At 36.5% G+C, this 17,730-nt stretch carries 15 protein-coding genes; 1 reads left to right on the top strand and 14 read right to left on the bottom strand.

The window, feature by feature from the left end:
• Window positions 1-3: 3 nt before the first annotated feature.
• The 3 genes from spoVT to NTHER_RS00380 form a co-directional block, all read right to left on the bottom strand.
• Window positions 4-558, bottom strand: coding sequence for a stage V sporulation protein T (spoVT, locus tag NTHER_RS00390; RefSeq protein ID WP_012446558.1), 555 nt, complete (start codon window positions 556-558; stop codon window positions 4-6).
• Between the two features lie 102 nt (window positions 559-660).
• A complete protein-coding gene (mfd, locus tag NTHER_RS00385) occupies window positions 661-4,251 on the bottom strand; it encodes a transcription-repair coupling factor (protein ID WP_012446557.1) in 3,591 nt (1,196 codons plus the stop codon).
• A gap of 137 nt (window positions 4,252-4,388) precedes the next feature.
• On the bottom strand, window positions 4,389-4,796 hold the full coding sequence (locus tag NTHER_RS00380) for a hypothetical protein (protein WP_012446556.1): 408 nt from the start codon (window positions 4,794-4,796) through the stop codon (window positions 4,389-4,391).
• A 193-nt stretch (window positions 4,797-4,989) separates the two neighbouring features.
• On the opposite strand from NTHER_RS00380, the gene NTHER_RS00375 reads away from it, so the two are divergent.
• Window positions 4,990-5,535, top strand: coding sequence for a manganese efflux pump MntP (locus NTHER_RS00375; RefSeq protein ID WP_012446555.1), 546 nt, complete (start codon window positions 4,990-4,992; stop codon window positions 5,533-5,535).
• 136 nt (window positions 5,536-5,671) lie between these two features.
• Here NTHER_RS00375 and NTHER_RS00370 read toward each other — a convergent pair whose 3' ends face one another.
• The 11 genes from NTHER_RS00370 to NTHER_RS00320 form a co-directional block, all read right to left on the bottom strand.
• Window positions 5,672-7,228, bottom strand: coding sequence for an AbgT family transporter (locus NTHER_RS00370; protein WP_012446554.1), 1,557 nt, complete (start codon window positions 7,226-7,228; stop codon window positions 5,672-5,674).
• A gap of 130 nt (window positions 7,229-7,358) precedes the next feature.
• Complete coding sequence (gene pth, locus NTHER_RS00365; protein ID WP_041367250.1) at window positions 7,359-7,928, bottom strand: aminoacyl-tRNA hydrolase; 570 nt, start codon at window positions 7,926-7,928, stop codon at window positions 7,359-7,361.
• A 77-nt stretch (window positions 7,929-8,005) separates the two neighbouring features.
• Window positions 8,006-8,653, bottom strand: coding sequence for a 50S ribosomal protein L25/general stress protein Ctc (locus NTHER_RS00360; protein WP_012446552.1), 648 nt, complete (start codon window positions 8,651-8,653; stop codon window positions 8,006-8,008).
• Between the two features lie 89 nt (window positions 8,654-8,742).
• Window positions 8,743-9,711 (bottom strand): ribose-phosphate diphosphokinase, encoded by a 969-nt coding sequence (locus NTHER_RS00355; protein WP_012446551.1) that lies wholly within the window; start codon window positions 9,709-9,711, stop codon window positions 8,743-8,745.
• On the bottom strand, window positions 9,704-11,110 hold the full coding sequence (gene glmU / locus NTHER_RS00350) for a bifunctional UDP-N-acetylglucosamine diphosphorylase/glucosamine-1-phosphate N-acetyltransferase GlmU (RefSeq protein ID WP_012446550.1): 1,407 nt from the start codon (window positions 11,108-11,110) through the stop codon (window positions 9,704-9,706). The genes NTHER_RS00355 and glmU overlap by 8 nt, the downstream gene beginning before the upstream one ends.
• A 91-nt stretch (window positions 11,111-11,201) precedes the next feature.
• Window positions 11,202-11,498, bottom strand: a complete 297-nt coding sequence (locus tag NTHER_RS00345) for a SpoVG family protein (protein ID WP_414628108.1) — start codon at window positions 11,496-11,498, stop codon at window positions 11,202-11,204.
• A gap of 50 nt (window positions 11,499-11,548) precedes the next feature.
• Window positions 11,549-12,391: a pur operon repressor gene (gene purR / locus NTHER_RS00340; RefSeq protein WP_012446548.1), complete on the bottom strand. Its 843-nt coding sequence runs from the start codon at window positions 12,389-12,391 to the stop codon at window positions 11,549-11,551.
• 23 nt (window positions 12,392-12,414) lie between these two features.
• Window positions 12,415-13,200: an NTP transferase domain-containing protein gene (locus NTHER_RS00335; protein WP_012446547.1), complete on the bottom strand. Its 786-nt coding sequence runs from the start codon at window positions 13,198-13,200 to the stop codon at window positions 12,415-12,417.
• A complete protein-coding gene (gene ispE, locus NTHER_RS00330; protein WP_012446546.1) occupies window positions 13,200-14,126 on the bottom strand; it encodes a 4-(cytidine 5'-diphospho)-2-C-methyl-D-erythritol kinase in 927 nt (308 codons plus the stop codon). The genes NTHER_RS00335 and ispE overlap by 1 nt, the downstream gene beginning before the upstream one ends.
• Before the next feature lie 101 nt (window positions 14,127-14,227).
• Window positions 14,228-16,912: a cyanophycin synthetase gene (cphA, locus tag NTHER_RS00325; protein WP_012446545.1), complete on the bottom strand. Its 2,685-nt coding sequence runs from the start codon at window positions 16,910-16,912 to the stop codon at window positions 14,228-14,230.
• A gap of 3 nt (window positions 16,913-16,915) precedes the next feature.
• Window positions 16,916-17,725, bottom strand: coding sequence for a cyanophycinase (locus NTHER_RS00320; RefSeq protein WP_012446544.1), 810 nt, complete (start codon window positions 17,723-17,725; stop codon window positions 16,916-16,918).
• Window positions 17,726-17,730 lie beyond the last annotated feature (5 nt).

Raw genomic sequence — 17,730 nt, 5'->3', positions numbered from 1 at the left:
CCTTTACTGTTCCATTTGTTTTGCTAAAAATCCTGCTGCGGTTTCTGCAATTTTTAATTCCTGATCTGTCATTGTATAATCTTTTTCTTTAGTACCAATTATTACAGCACCGATAGCATCTCCCTGGGCAATTATAGGGGCAATGACTTCTGATTTAAATCTACTTCTCTGCTCATCTTCAGCTTCTTGATAGTAGGGATGATCTGCTGAATCTTCAATTTTCACTGATTGCCGCTCTTCCATAGCCCTATCCACAGCAGGTGATAGTGGACGATTTAAAAATTCTTTTTTTGCAGTCCCAGCAACTGAGATAATCATATCTCGATCAGATATACATGCTATATGTCCGGTAGTTTCATGAATTGATTCAACATATTCCTCTGCAAATTCTCCCAATTCACCTATTGGAGAATATTTTTTTAATATCACTTCCCCTTCTCGGTCAACGAAAATCTCCAGGGGATCACCTTCTCTTATTCTCAAAGTCCTTCTGATTTCTTTTGGTATAACTACCCTGCCCAGATCATCTATTCTGCGAACAATGCCGGTTGCCTTCACAGTTTTACCTCCTTTATTGGGGTACATTATTGGTTGCAACAATTAGTATTTATTTAGCTGGTGCTTTTTATACAAGAAAGACAAAATCATCCTCAGTTTCAGTTACGCTACCAACTCTAGCAAAGATTCGGCAACTTTATTGATCATGTCCATTAAACCCGAATCTTTTAAGTTTTTAACGTTTACTTTTAAGGTTAATCCATCTGTTTGAGAAGAAACTGTGATTTTCCCAGGGAATTTTGTAGTTAATTTTATTAAATTTTCCCCACTAATTTTCTGACGAGGATCTAAGTCCAAGTGTACCCAATAGCCTTGCCTGGTAATAGAAATGATACCTGTTTCCCGGGCAAGAACTTTCAGGCGAGTAATATCTAGCAAGTTTTTAACTTCTTGAGGTAATGAACCAAATCGGTCTTTTAACTCCGTTTCCAAGTCATTAGCTTCACTATAGGAGTTAATACTTCTTGCTTTTTTGTAAATAGTTATCTTTTGTTCATGATCAGAAATATAAGTTGTTGGTAAATAAGCATTAATATTCAACTCCACTTTTACTTCTTCTGGTTTTTCAACTTCAGTTTTGTCATCTTGAATCTTGGTGGTTTCTTCTTGAGTTTGACTTTCCTGAGAAATTTCTTTAATAGCATCTTTCAGCATTTTTGTGTACATATCAAAACCTACGGCCATAATATGTCCATGTTGTTCTGGCCCTAGTATATTGCCTGCTCCCCGAATTTCTAAGTCACGTAAAGCGAGCTTAAAACCAGACCCCAGTTCTGTAAACTCTTTGATTGCTTTTAAGCGTTTTTCTGCTTCTTGTGTTAATACTTTATCTTTCTGATAAGTTAAATATGCATATGCCATTCGATTACTTCTTCCTACTCGGCCCCTTAACTGGTATGGCTGGCTTAAGCCCATACGATCTGCATTATAAATTATGATTGTATTAACATTTTGAATGTCTAATCCAGCTTCTACTATGGAAGTAGACACTAGTACATCATATTTACCTTCGTAAAAGTCTAACATAACTCGTTCCAATTGTTTTTCGGGCATCTGACCATGAGCAACACCTACTTTGGCATCAGGCACCCAATCAGCTACTTCCTTTGCTACTTTATTTATACCCTTCACTCTGTTATGAACAACATAAACCTGGCCTTCTCGGCTAATTTCCCTGTTAACGGCTTCTCTAATTAATTGAGGAGAATGTTCCATAACATAAGTTTGTACAGGAAAGCGTCCTTCCGGAGGAGTTTCAATCACACTTAAATCTCTAACTCCAACTAAAGACATATGCAAAGTTCTTGGAATTGGCGTAGCTGTCATAGTCAACACATCTAAATTCTTTTTAAGCATTTTAATTTTTTCTTTATGTTGAACTCCAAATCGCTGTTCTTCGTCTATTATTAATAAACCTAAGTCTCTAAATTTGACTGATTTATTTAACAGTTTATGTGTTCCAATGATAATCTCAGCATTGCCTTCTTTCATTTCTTCTTTAACTAGTTTCTCATCCTTTTGACTACTAAAACGGCTTATAACACGAATATCAACAGGATATGGTGCAAACCTCTCTTTAAAAGTTTGGAAATGTTGTTGTGCTAAAATGGTTGTTGGTACTAAGACACAGACTTGTTTCCCCTCCATGACAGCTTTGAAGGCTGCTCTCATTGCTACTTCTGTTTTCCCGTACCCTACATCCCCACATAATAATCTGTCCATAGGTTGTTCAGATTCTAAATCCTCCTTGATCTCAGAAATGGCCTTTTTTTGGTCCGGAGTTAGCTCATAAGGGAAATAATCTTCAAACTCTTTTTGCCATGGTGTGTCCTGGCTAAATGCGTATCCCTTACGCGAACTTCGTTCGGCATATAATTTTAATAAATCCTCTGCCAACTCTTTGACTGAAGATTTTACTCTTTGTTTTACTTTTTGCCATTCACTACTTCCTAGAGAATAAAGCTTAGGAGGTTTTCCTTCCTTACCAACATATTTTTGAATCTCATCAATTTGTTCTGTGGGAACATACAGGCTGTCATTCCCGGCATATTTGATATGGAGATAGTCTTTATACAAGCCACCGACTTCTAACGTTTTTATTCCCATATACTTGCCGATTCCATGTTTTTCATGAACTACATAATCTTCAACTTGAAGTTCACGATAATCAGATACTTTCACTGCTTTATCTTCTGACTTATCACGTTTTCTGCTACGTATTTTCTTCTTTTGATGTCCCCATAAATCTCCATAAGTAATTACCGCTAATTTACTTTCCTGTAATATAAAACCACTTTTTAAATCTCCTACAGCAATAACAACTTGATTTTCTGTTTTAGTATTACCCTTCTCCACAATAGTCGCACCGATTTCTTCCTTCTTTAAATTTTCATATAATGTTCTAGCACTTTCCGGGGTAGGTGAAAACAAGATGATGCGATAATTGTTATTCATCCACTGTTTCATTTCTTTTAGAAAAAAATCCCACTGACCATAAAACTGATTCATTGACTTAACTGACATATTAGTAGCCTGGGACACATTTTCAAATGGATTCTGGCGTAAAAAATTAGCAGAATAAATTGTATCAAAGGGGTTTCCTGACAACACATCTTCAATAGAATAAAATAAATTACTTTCTCCAGGAAGAATTTTACCTTCTTCAATTAGAGATTCCGCTAATTCTGTTATTTCATTATTATAAAACTCGTCACTTTCTTTAATCCTATTAGGCTCATCAACCCAAAACAAAGAGTTTGTTGGTAAAAAATCTATTATCGTACCATAATTTTTTGGGTAAAAATAAGATAAATATCTATGAAAATGAGGTAATGAGATCCCGTTTTCTAAGGAACTTAAATCCCTGTTGATCCTCTCTTCTAATTCCTCGGATCGATCAGTAATTCCATCTTTCATTAATTTACCTTTTTGTAGCTCAAATTCACGAGTCAGTTGATTCAATGCCTGAGATAAATTAGTATTATCTCCTATTACAAGCTGACTTCCTGGTCCAACTACCAGGCTATTATACTCTTTTAAAGATCGTTGAGTTGCTAGGTCAAAAGCTCTAATTGACTCTATCTCGTCATCAAAAAACTCTATTCGGACAGGTAGTTCGCTTGCCACAGGGAAAACATCAATGATGCCTCCTCTATGACTAAACTGCCCCTTTTGTTCAACCATAGAAGTATTTTCATAACCTAATCCTGTAAGTTTTTCTGCAATCATAGTTGGAGAAAGCTTTTCATTCCCAACTTCAAGGTTAAGAAATGTCTGTTTTACAACTTGAGCGGGAGATAGCTTTTCTTTAGCAGACTTCAATGAAAATATATAAACAGCAGATTTTTTACTTAACATAGCTTGTAGGACCTGGGCTCTTTCGTTATTTACATCTCTACTTTGCCAGGCTAGTTCAAAAGGATATACTTGATGCTCCGGATAGATATAAACTTGTTCTTTGTCCAACAGTGTAACTAAATCTGAATATAAGCTTTCCGCTCTGTAATTATCATATGTTATTAGAGTGATTGGCCGGCCATAAGCTCTAAACAATCCTGCCAGTATTAATGGAAATTCACTTCCGCTAATACCTGATACCATCTGCTTAGTACTCCGCTTACGCCTAGGAGAAAAATCTTCAATAATATTTTGTAAACTATTTTCATAAGGAATTATGTCAACCAAATAGCTCATATCTGTCCCCCCGCTAATTTACGGATTTATATAATAAGCTTTGTTGATAACTTTGATAACTTAAGATAATATTTAGATATTTTTAAGGATTGAATTGATTTCTAGGAAATTATATGCTTAACTTTTCCATATGTCAACTATTTTAAAGTCTTTTCCTGGTTAATACTTAAAATCAAGGAATTCCATCCTATATGTACTACAGCGCCTAAGATAATACCTAAAATCAAATATCCAGTCAATCTATAGATCCCCAAGGTCACACTCCCAAAAAAAGAATGACCAATAATAGAAGCCATGCAAGCTCCCCAGCTTCTATCGACATACAAATCTTTTAAACCTTCTGCTATCCCAATGCCTACATGAACACCAATAATCGTATTTGCTATAACAAAACCAAGGATAGTTTTAATAAATTCTTCGACTATAGGTGATAAATAGTTTATTAATGCTTTTATATTATAAGTTCGATAATTGATTAAAAAAATCCCCCAATTATACAGATATATAATTATTAATGCGATAATTATTGTAAATAATAAATCCAAAGAAACACCCCTAAAGTGTATTATTAATTACATTTCAATTGAATATTACAGAACAATTTCTCAACCGACAAGTTGTATAGTAACTGACTTTGGTGTTAAACTAACTGCTAGTTGTTTTATCAATTCGCTGTTATATATCCGTGTTGACATAGCCTGTAAAACAAGAACGATAAGGTATTATAGGAGGAATAATATGATAGATTTATGGGTAACAACTCTAATAGCATTAGCTGTAGCCTCAGATGCATTTTCAGTTTCTCTAGGAATTGGGACAAAATCAATGACCTTGAGCCGAGTTGGAAAAATATCTTTACTGGTAGGATTTTTCCATGTTGCTATGCCTCTTCTCGGTCTGTATCTAGGTGATCTACTGGCAGGTTATTTAGAGGAATTGGGGGAAATCTTGGGTGGCGGCCTATTAATATTTATCGGATATCGCATGATTAGTCAGTACCTAGCTGAAGAGGAAAATGAAGAAACTATAGATTTCACCAAAGGGACCGGACTATTAATCTTTTCAGTCTCTGTCAGTATCGATGCCTTAACTGCTGGGTTTACTTTAGGATTAGCAGGTGCCGCATCACTTTTAACGGCTTTGATATTTGGAGTTGTAGCTTTAGTTATGACAGGATTTGGATTATTTTTGGGGCAGCAACTCCAGTCTATTCTAAGAGGTAAAGGAGAATTAATCGGTGGTATTTTAATAATTGGGATTGGCCTTTACTTTATAGTGTTTTAATTGAAATCATGATTAATCTACATAAGAATCAATAATTTTCATGCAAGTAAATACTCCCCTGGATTCACCCAGGGGAGTATATTACATAAAATACTATTGGATTTCCATTCACGAATCATCAGTGTACCCTACTTGATTAGACAAACATTTGTCCACCTGGTCCGATTGGTAAGTTTAGCGCATACCATAAAATTAGCATTATAGTCCAAGTAATCAAGAATACAATGGAGTACGGAAGCATTGTAGAAATAAGTGTACCAATTCCGACTTTTTCGTCAAATCTCTTGGCAAATGCGATGATTACTGCAAAATATGGCATTAGTGGTGTAATTATATTGGTGACAGAGTCTCCTACACGATAAGCCATTTGTGTTAGTTCTGGAGCATAACCTAATTCCATGAACATAGGAACAAATACTGGAGCCATAATTGCCCATTTAGCAGAAGCACTTCCAACAAATAGATTGATAAAGCCTGCCACGATTACAAAGGCAATTAATAATGGTATTCCTGTAAATTCGATGGCCTGCAAGAAATCTGCTCCTGCAACAGCCAGGATTGTACCTATCTGTGACCATTCGAAGTATTTGACAAACTGACCGGCGGCAAAAGCCAAGGCCACATAACCACCCATATCCGACATAGCCTCTGACATATATTTTGCTACATCTGTGCTGTTTTTGACTGTTTTGGCAGCATAGCCATAAGCAATACCAGGTAAGAGGAATAGTACCATGATAATCGGTACCATACCACCCATTAAAGGTGCTTGCATAGAAGTCAGTGAACCTTCATCATCACGGAGAAGGCCATCTGCAGGAACAGCCATCACTAGTAATAAAGCAAGCAAAATAATTAAAGTAATAACTGCTGCTTTGATACCGCTTTTCTCCTGATTATTAAGAGGTTCAAGTTCTGGCTTGTAATCACCAGTATACTCTCCAAAACGGGGGGCAACTATCTTTTCTGTTACTATGGCACCAACTGCTGAGATTATGATCGTCGATGCCATCATGAACCACAAGTTAACAGAAGGAGCCATGGGATAACTGTCAACCCATGTTTCGGCAGCATCCCTTGTAAGTTCTGTCAACAATGGATCTAAACTGGTTATAATCAAGTTGGCACTGAAACCACCTGATACACCAGCGAAGGCTGCGGCCAAACCAACCATGGGATGGCGTCCCTTGGCTGCGAAAATAATTGCACCTAGGGGAACTACCACTACATAACCTGCGTCAGTAGCAACACTGGACAAAATACCTACTAGAACTACTGCTACTGTCAATAATTTCATAGGAGCGCCTAATATTAAAGATTTCAACACTGAATTTATGAGTCCGGATTTCTCTGCTACTCCAACTCCTAGCATAGCTACTAGTACAACACCTAAGGGTGCAAAACCAACAAAATTATCAACTGCTTCAGTGACTATTCTTTCAAAGCCATATCTTGATATTAAATTGACAGCTTCAACTGTTTCGCCAGTACCTGGATGTTCAACAGTTACTCCAGCAGCTGATACCAACCAAGAAGCTACGATAGTTAAACCAGCTAGAATGAAAAATAAAATGATAGGATGAGGAAGTTTGTTTCCTACTCTTTCAATAAAATTCAGAATTCTCTCAAACAAACCTGACCCTTCTGGGGTCTGTGGCGTTTGTGGGGTAGGTGTTTCACTTTGACCTGCCATTAATAAAATTCCCCCTTTTTAAGTTATTAAAAAAAATTACTCCCAAGTATTATTAAAACAGGGGGTTGTTTAAATGTCAAGGACTAATTTTCTTTGCCTCTTTAACCGTATGCAACTTTAAAACTTTAGCTTAGTTTTGCAAGCTATTAACGAAATTCATAGCTTCGTTAATGCCTTCTTTGCAAAACAGTTCAATACCTTTTGACAAGTCAGGGAATTTATTATTTATGGTTTCAAACTCTTTTTTAGTAAAATCTTTTAATACATAAGAAGATGTTGACTCTTGGCTAGCAGGACGGCCAATTCCGAATCTAATTCTGGGAAATTCTTTACCACCTAAAGTTGACACAATAGACTTTAATCCGTTATGACCACCTGTGCCACCCTTAGGACGCATTCTCAAATCCCCTAGTTCCAAATCCAAGTCGTCATAAATAATCAACAAATCTTGATTTTCAATCTTAAAGTAGTCTTTCCAAAGTTTAATAGCATGCCCACTTCTGTTCATATAAGTTAAAGGCTTTATTAAAACGATTTTTTCACCTTCTAGGCGGAGCTCATCCCACATGGACTGATGTTTAAGTTTGGTAACCGATAAACCATGCTGTTTTGCGAAGTAGTCAATTACCATAAAACCTATATTATGCTTGTTGTACTGATATTTTTTGCCTGGATTTCCAAGGCCGGCTATTAACTTCATATAATACCTCCCATAGTTTCCTAGTTCATTTAATACCAATTTAAAAGGGCGCATTTACATGCGCCCTCTTGTTCCAATTACTCTTCAGATTCTTCTTCCTCTTCTTCACTTTCTTCTTCAACGTCTTCTTCGCCTTCTTCATCTTCTTCTGTATCCGGTTCTTCTTCCGTTTCTGGCGCAACTACTGACATGACTGTTTCTTCGGGTTCAGTAACCAGCTCTGAGCCTTCTGGTAGTGGTAAATCACCTACATTAATGCTTTCGTTTAGATCTATATTACTAACGTCGACCTCAATATGATCTGGTATTTGGGTAGGTAGACATTCGATTTCAATTTCTCTAAGCTGATACTGTGGAATACCTCCATTTTCAACACCCACAGGCTCACCTTCAATGTTAAGTGGCACACTAACTTGTAAGGTTTCTTTTAAGTCAATAGTATGGAAGTCAATGTGGATAAAAAACCCTTTTATTGGATCTTTTTGAATTTCCTTAAAAATTGCTGGATAAGATTCTCCATTATCTAGTTTTAAGTCCAATAGAACGTTATCTCCAGCAGCGGTAGATAATGCATCTAGCAGTTCTCTTTTTTCAATGCTTAATTTTTTACTTTCGATGTTTTTGCCATATAAAACAGCTGGAATTTCATTGTTAGTTCTTAATTTCTTAACTTCACTTTTTCTAGTCACTGTCCGCTCTTTTACCTGTAATTCTTTTCTATCCATCTATAATACCCCTTTCTTTTCGCGCTTAATATCTATGTTAAAAATATACCAAACATTAGTATATCTATTTTTGCGAAATTAGTCAAACATTAGTCATCTTCAAATAAAGTGCTTACAGACATTCTGTTATGAACCCTTAAAATTGCTTCCCCAATTAAAGGAGCCACTGATAGAACTTTAATTTTATCCAGTTCTTTTTCTTTTGGAAGTGGAATTGTATTAGTAACCACTATTTCTTTAATGGGTGATTTACTCAATCTATCTACTGCAGGGCCACTTAAGACAGGATGTGTACAACATGCGTATACATCTTTAGCCCCATGCTTTAATAGGGCTTCCGCCGCTAGTGACATAGTTCCTGCAGTATCAATCAAGTCGTCAATCATGATAGCCGTTTTCCCCTCAACATCTCCGACAACATTCATTATTTCGGCCACATTGGCATCGGGACGACGTTTATCAATTATGGCTATCGGACAATTTAAGTTCTCGGCCATGGCTCTCGCTCTAGGTACACCACCCATATCAGGAGAAACAATCACAGGCTCATCTAACCCTTTTTCTTGGAAATAGTCGGCTAGGATTGGCCCAGCTTGAAGATGATCTAGCGGAATATTGAAAAAGCCTTGAATTTGTTGGGCATGTAAGTCCATGGTAATGACCCGATTGGCACCAGCTGTTTCCAGTAAATCTGCCATTAATTTTGCTGTTATTGGATCCCTAGCACGAGCTTTTCTATCTTTTCTGGCATAACCGTAATAGGGTATAACTACATTGATTTCTTGAGCTGATGCTCTTTTAAATGCATCCAACATGATTAACAGTTCCATTATATTTTCATTTGCCGGAGAACAAATAGGTTGTACTACAAATACATCAGAACCTCTAATACTTTCTTCAATTACAACATCAATTTCTCCATCACTAAATCTTGTAGCTTTGCCTTTTCCCATGTCTACTCCCAAATATTCTGTTATTTCTTGGGATAGATTTAGATTAGCATTTCCTGAAAAAATCTTTAAGTTTTTAGTATTAAGTCGCTTTTCATCATTAGCCATCACTATACCCCCTGCCCATTTTTTTAGTAACCCAATCTTCTTTGTTTGTTTGTCTGCATCGAGCAATCCCCAAGCTATCTTCAGGGATGTTTTCTGTTACAGTACTCCCGGCAGCAACGAAAGCATTCGTTTTTATCGTAACGGGAGCTACTAGATTACTATTACAACCAACAAAAGCTCCATCCTCTATAACTGTTCTGTGTTTGATCTGTCCATCATAATTCACTATAACACTGCCGGCCCCCATATTAACATTTGATCCTATATCTGCATCGCCAATATAGGCCAGATGATTAGCTTTAGTGTTTTCACCGATACTTGAATTTTTGACTTCAACAAAGTTACCTATTTTAGCTTTTGATCCAATTGTTGTACCTGGACGAATTTGAGCATAGGGACCTATAGATACCTCATCTTCTAATATACTATCCGTAATCTGTGATTTTTTTACTTTACAGCCATCACCGATAAAGGAATCTGAAATTTGTACCTCTGGACCAATTTCACAGTTCGTCCCTATACGGGTGTCCCCAGTAAGATAAGTATTAGGGTAAATAACTGTATCATATCCAATAGAAATCTCAGGATCTATATATGTGCTTTCTGGATCTTTTATAGTCACTCCACAATACATAAACTCGTTGTTTATCTCCTGGCGTTTTATTTTTTCGGCTCTAGCCAGTTCTGCTCTGTCATTAACACCCAATGCCCGATATGTTTTTTCTATTTGATATCCTAAAACACATTCGCCTGTTTGATACAAAATATTGATAACATCAGTTAAGTAATATTCACCTTGATTATTTTCTGAGTCCAATTTATCTAAAGCAAACAAAAGTTTTTCAGTCTCAAATATCATGAGTCCTGTATTAATTTCATTAATATCTTTCTCTTGCGGTGTGGCATCGGCTTCTTCAACTATTTTTTTAACAAAACCGTCTTTATCTCTAATAATCCTACCATAGCCATGAGGATCATTCTCGGTAATGGTAAGTATTGTAGCTGCAGATGCATTATCAACATGGTATTTTTTCAGTCCTGACAGCTCTTGATCTGTAATCAATGGTGTATCCCCTAACAACACCATAGTGTGTGGACTATTTAATTGATTTTTTGCACATACAACTGCATGCCCAGTACCCATCTGACGTTCCTGAATTGTAGTTGTTAAGTTTTTATCATCAAATTTTTCTTTAAGAAAGTTTTCTACTTTTTCTCTACCATAGCCAGTCACCACTGTCTGCTTATCCGTAACAGATTGAGCAGCTGTTAAAATATGCCACAATAGTGGTTTATTACAAACTTCATGTAATACTTTTGGAATTTTTGACTTCATTCTGGTACCCTTGCCAGCAGCTAAAATAACAGCAGTAGTATTAGCATCATTCAAGCTAATCACCCCAGTCATCCAATTTAAGTTCGAAAATATTATATCACAGTTAAAGGTTAACACCAAAAAAGGAGCATATTAGCTCCTTTTTTGGACATAATTATACCGGTTCTGCACTCATTTCATGATAAACTTCCAAGATAGTTTCTTGCATGTTTTTTCTAAATTCGGGAGTTATGGGATGCACTATGTCCTTATACTCGTTGTCTTTGGTTTTACGGCTAGGCATTGCCACAAATAAGCCTGAGTTGCCTTCAACAACCTTTATTCCATGAAGAGCCAAGGAGTCCTCTATCACTAGTGAAACTAATGCTTTAACTTTACTGTTATCTTTTATTAGATTTATTTTAATATTGCTAATTTCAAGGGTTTCTTTATTGGCTGCCAACAAGGTCACCACCTTATACTCGAGTTATTATTACTTCTACAATTATACTAAATTTCCTTCTAATAAAAATTGTTTTTTAAAAAATCTCCCCGTCTCATAGTCAGATTAACTTGTCCCTGTTCTTCATTGATATTTTCCAATATACCTAAAGAGAGATGTTCAGACACGAGTTTTTCTTTTTGGGTACCTTGTTCAAGCAAAACTCCCAAACCAACAACATTACTTTCAAATTCGTATGTCAAATTTTTAAGGCCTTTTAAAGTTCCCCCTCGTTTCATAAAATCATCTATAATCAGTACTTTACTATTTTTTTCAATAGCCCTGGTTGATAAAGACATGGTCTGTATCATATTAGTTGAGCCAGAAATATAATTTATAGTTAATACGGAACCTTCAGTAACCCGACTGTTTCTTCTAGCTATAGCCAAAGGTACGCCTAAATAGTCCGCCGTGTATCCAGCTAGTAATATCCCTTTGGTTTCTACAGTTAAAACTACATCAGGGCCCTTAGGGGAAAAATAACCAGCAAACATTTTAGCCGCATTTTTAATCAATGCCGGGTTAGAGATAATATCTCCCATATATAAATAACCCCCAGGCAAAATTCTATGAGCTTCTTTGAGCTTAGCTTCTAATTGATCAAGGTTGGCCTGGATTGTTTCTTGTGATTGTAGGGGTATAAATTTAATCCCACCATTTTTGCCTGACACTGTTTGTAATGTACCTTCCCCTGATTCATGTAAATTCTGTTTGATTTCCGTTAAATCTTCACTTATAGTGGATTTAGCAGCTCCCAAATTATCGACAAAATATTTTAGTGATATTATTTTCCCAGGATTGGATAGTAATTTTTGGGTCATAAAAAAAATCCGTGAAATTTTAGATGCTCTCGTAACTTTCACTCTGTCACCTCTTTCTATATTTTTTAGACATAAACTTTTTCTCTATCTATTATTTTTTCAGCTAATTTCATATCACTTGATTTATCTATATCGATCCCAAGTTCCGGATAGTGTGAAACAATAACTTTAGCTTGTATCTGCAATATTTGTGAAATTTTGGCTTCAGCTTGTTTTAAAGATAACTTTCCCATTAAAAATTGCGCCAAAAAACTAATCCCAAAATTCGTGGCCATTAAAAGCGGATTTTTCCTGTTTCTTATTACTCGATCAACTCTTTCGTAGCAAGGCCTAACCTTTGCCGGGTTAATATAAAAAACATTCCCACCAGTAAAGCTACCATTAGATAAGTTTACATAGGTTCTCTCTACCTGTGGAAATTCCTTTTGATTAGCTTCTTTCGGTATTACTGGATAAAGTAAATCCAGTTTGTCATCGCATTGGTTGATAAAATTGTCTATGGCTTCAGGCGTTAGTAAAGGTATATCTGAAGTTACAACTAAAATATTATTTTGAGGTTTTAAAAAATCTATCCCTTTTAATAGATTATCCAATACTTTCCCCGATTCGTGTTTTTCAATAATTTCAAAGTTTTGAGATTCACCCTTTAGTCTGCCTGTCAACTCCTGTTTCGGACCTACAATCACCATATCATCTACTAAGTCAGATTTTTTTAGGGCAGAAATTATGTACTGAATCATCGGCTGTCCATTAATAGGTACCAGTGCCTTGTTATTAATATTTTGAGATGTTAAATCTGCTACTTTTCTATCAGTTTCAGAATTTCCTGCTAACACAACACATTGAACCATTAATTATTCTCCTTTCCCACTCCCATATCACGGGGGATCGAGAGAAACACATACTTAAATTCTCTTTCTAATTGTTTTTTTGCATATTTAGCAGTGTCATAGTTATCAAAAACGCCAAAAATAGTTGAACCACTTCCACTCATTAATACTTTTAAAGCCCCTAATTGCTCAATTTGCTGTGATATTATTTGCATATCCCTATGCCATTTAAACACAATCTCTTCCATCTTATTATACATATTTTCTACAATTCCAGTTAAAGTTCCTTTTTCCAAGCCTGAAATAATTCCATTGACCCTTGATTTTGTTTGATGATTTTCTCCATATTCGGTATCCGTTTTAAACCCTAGCTCTTGATACACTTTTCCCGTACTAACTCCAAAATTGGGTTTAACTAGTACAAAATAACAGTTGGGCAAAGAAGGTAGTGGATGTAAAATTTCTCCTCGTCCCTTGGCAAGCTTGGTTCCGCCAAACAAACAAAAGGGAATATCTGAACCAAGGCGAGCACCTATGTCAGATAGTTCTTGCTCGGTAAGTCCTAGTTGAAACATGTGATTTATTGCCCATAAAGTTGCAGCAGCATTACTACTGCCACCGGCTAACCCCGCTTCAGTTGGAATGTTCTTCTCTAAAATCACCTTGATTGGCGGTAATCTAAAATCATTCATCAATAACCTGGCAGCCTTAATTATTAAGTTATCTCCCCTGACAGGTAATTGGTCAATACAGTCCGATGATTTCATTAGCAATTCAATATTGTTATTGTTACCCTGGGATTGTCTTATAAAAGTTAACCGATCACATAAAGAAATCGATTGCATTACCATTTCAACTTCATGGAAACCATCCTGCCTCTTCCCTAAAATATCTAAGTAGAGATTAATCTTAGCAGGAGATTCCACTCTCAAAATATCTGGTGACAAGTTAAGCTCCCCTCCTCAGAACTTTAGTAGTCCATATATCTTAGATATACTTCACTCTTTGCAACTCCTCCAACTCCTTCAACTCCTTGATAATGATATCATTAATTGAGTTTTTGGGAAACTGGATTATTAGATTGGGATGCCAATTTATTAAAGTCTAAAGGTTCCGGAGATAAGCCTAGCTCTTCAGATGCATTAAAGAAACTGTCTTTTTGTTCGTAAAATATTAGAACCAAATCATTTTCACCCGCTTCTGAAAGAGCTGTTTTTATTGCTTCAATTTCTTGTAAGTTTTGTTCTACAGCCAGTTCTTCTGAAAATTCGGTCATAGTTGTTTGTAACAGATTCGCTGTTTCACCAGACTTTCTCCCCCTTAAATCCGAATCTTCTTTGACTAGAACTTTCTCGATTAATTCATGATACTTTCCCACCACTTTTCCCGTTTCTTTAATCAGTTTGTCATTCCTGTCACCAGGTACTCCAATCACACTTATCACTTTTTCTACTGGCATTTTTTCTACCATTGCTAACACTCGATTCATCCCTTCGGGGTTGTGACCATAATCGAGTAAGACTGTTTTTCCTTGACAACGAAACAAATTACATCTTCCCGGGGTATCTTGATAGCTTGGAGCAAATTGCTTTAAAACTTCAAATGCTTTGCTAGGAGCTATGCCGAAACCAATAGCAGCAGCTATCCCTGCCATGCAATTTTCTATATTATGACGAGCCATACCAGCCATGGTTAGAGGCAATTGAGTTATCTCCCCTAATTTTCTGTGAAATTTCCCAGTAGCGTATACAATATTATCCTGATCTAAATATAGTGCTGATCCTCCCGCCGCTAAATGTGATTTAACATAATGATTATCGGATTCCATGGCGTAAAATATTATTCTCCCTTTAGCCTTTCTAATGAAATCAGATACATAGTGATCGCTAGCGTTCAAGACAACGACACCTTGTTTCTCAACAGCTTCAACCACTAGGCTTTTAACAAAAATAAGATCGTCAATTGATTCAATGCCATCTTGGCCCAGGTGATCATTTGCGATATTAGTCACTACTGCCACTTTGGCATTTGAATAACCTAGCCCATTTTTTACCAGTCCACCTCGGGCTGTTTCAAACACAAATGAATCAATTGTCGGATCTTTTAATAAAGCCTTAGCACTATTCGGGCCTGTATTGTCACCAGAATCGATCAATTCTCCTTTGATAAAAGTACCATCACTACTTGTCATGCCCACATCTTTTCCATTTGATCTCAATATATGATCAATTGCTCTAACAGTAGTTGTTTTGCCGTTTGTACCTGTAACTGAAATTACTGGCGCTCTTGCCTGTAAAGTATCATTTCGTTTGTTAAACAAGTGATCTACAATACTTTTTCCTACTCTTCGAGGATGGCCTTTCACAGGATGTTCATGCATTCTTATTCCTGGGGCAGCATTGACTTCAATAATAGCCCCATTATCATCTTCATCCACGGGTTTCCCAATATCCTTAGCTACCAGATCAACACCGGCTATATCTAATCCAACTATTTTAGCTACCCTGATGGCTATCCGTATAGTTTTATCAGAAATCTCATCAGTAACATCCAAACTAATTCCACCCGTGCTAAGATTGGCACTTTCCCGTAAATATACTAGTTCATCTTGTTGGGGGATGTAATTCATAGTCATATTCTTACGAGCCAATACCATATTAACTACTGGATCCAATTGAATTTTTGATAGAGGTTTCTCATGACCAAAACCTCTAAGTGGATTTTGATTTTCAATATCTACTAGCTCTCTAATGGTATGTTGACCATCTCCCACTACATGGGCAGGGATTCTTTCAGCTCCGGCCACCAATTGATCCCCTACTACTACAAGACGGTAATGCTTTCCTTCAATATGCTGTTCCACAATCGCCTCATCCCCGTAGCTCATAGCTACTTTAAAGGCACTTCTAGTTTCCTGTTCTGAGTTGATATTTAATGTAACTCCTTTTCCCTGATTTCCATCTCTGGGTTTTATAACAATAGGGTATCCAATCTCCTGTACAATAGCTACTGCTTCTTCCTCAGTACTTGCTATTTTGCCATAAGGAACTGGTAAACCTAATTCATGCAAGGAGTTATTTGTTTTGGTTTTATCACAGGCTATATCCACTCCTATTACAGAAGTTTCATCAGTTACAGTAGCCTGGATTCTCTTTTGATACTTGCCTGTGCCCAGTTGGTACATACTAGCTTCATCCAGTTTGAGATAAGGAATCTCCTGTTCCTCGGCAGCTGATAAAATTGCTTCAGTACTAGGACCAATCTTCGTTTCGTTAACTATTTCTTGAATTTCGCTAACTATTTCCTCTACTTGAACGGGATTGTCATTTATGACGTTTTTCACAAGTTCAACGGACTGTTCTAGAGCATATTTGGCACCTTCTTCATTGATCTGTTCCACGATCACTTGATAGATCCCGTCTTCTTGAGTGGCTTTCGTTGTCCCATAATTGGTTCCAATGCCGGCTAAATTCATTAATTCTAAAGTTACATGCTCAATTATATGACCAAACAAAGTACCTTCTTCCAACCGTTCCAAAAATCCACCAGGATATCCTCTAGAACAGACATGCTCCTGCAAAGACGGTAAAATTTGGTGCAACCTACTATTAAAACAGGATACATTATTGGAGAAAACCCCTGCAAAATCACCTAAGTCTAATTCTGCTTCTAGAACCGGTTCATGACTGTATATGTTTTTGCCTGAAATTGTTTTAATATTAATAATTTCCAATATTTATCCTCCTTGCAAGGACAAATTTCTTTTTTTTAAATCAAAGCGTGAGCCTGGAGACAGTATATCCACGGTTACATTAGTAAGGGCTAAGGGGGAGTTATCATCTTCTTGTGAAATATTAGTTTCTTCAATCTCTTTTCCGTCTATAATTGTTACTGTTCCAGTACCCAAGATTTCTATTTGGTCATCTTTATCAACTACTATGGCTGTGTTTTCATCAATTCCCATACCAGTAACAACTGGATTTTGAGCAACAGCTGATAACAATCGTCCAATCCTACCACGTTCTGCAAAATGCTGATCCACTACTGCTCCTTTTAAAAAACCTAATCCATGGGCAAGGGCTACAGAATTTTTAGCAGGAGCTGACTCATCGATTCCTTCCATTATCATAGTATCTGTAATTGCTGCAGCCCCAGCACTAGTACCAGAAATTATTACCCCTTGTGAGTAGATTTCGTGTAACAGCCAGTCAATTCTAGTACCTCCAAGTAAACTTGTAATTCTTAATTGATCTCCTCCTGTAAAGAAGACTCCAGTAGAATTTTGTAATTTCTCCATAACTTCGGTTTTATTTGCATCTCTTCGCGAGTTCACATATAGAATTTCTACTGACTCGGCTCCTAAAGAATAAAACAGGTCTTGATAAGTTTCACCAGTTACTTGACCTTCCTTTGTAGCCGTAGGAATGACTGCTAACTTAGCTTTATCTTTTCCAGCCATTTCGATAAAAGATTTTAAAATTTCACAATCATTATTTTTATCTTCATTCCCCCCAATTATAATTAACTTTCCATGTTCTCTTGACATAGACA

Origin of the sequence: Natranaerobius thermophilus JW/NM-WN-LF (assembly GCF_000020005.1) — a bacterium.
Taxonomy (GTDB): Bacteria; Bacillota; Natranaerobiia; order Natranaerobiales; family Natranaerobiaceae; genus Natranaerobius; species Natranaerobius thermophilus.
This window is presented reverse-complemented; position numbering and strand designations above follow the sequence as displayed.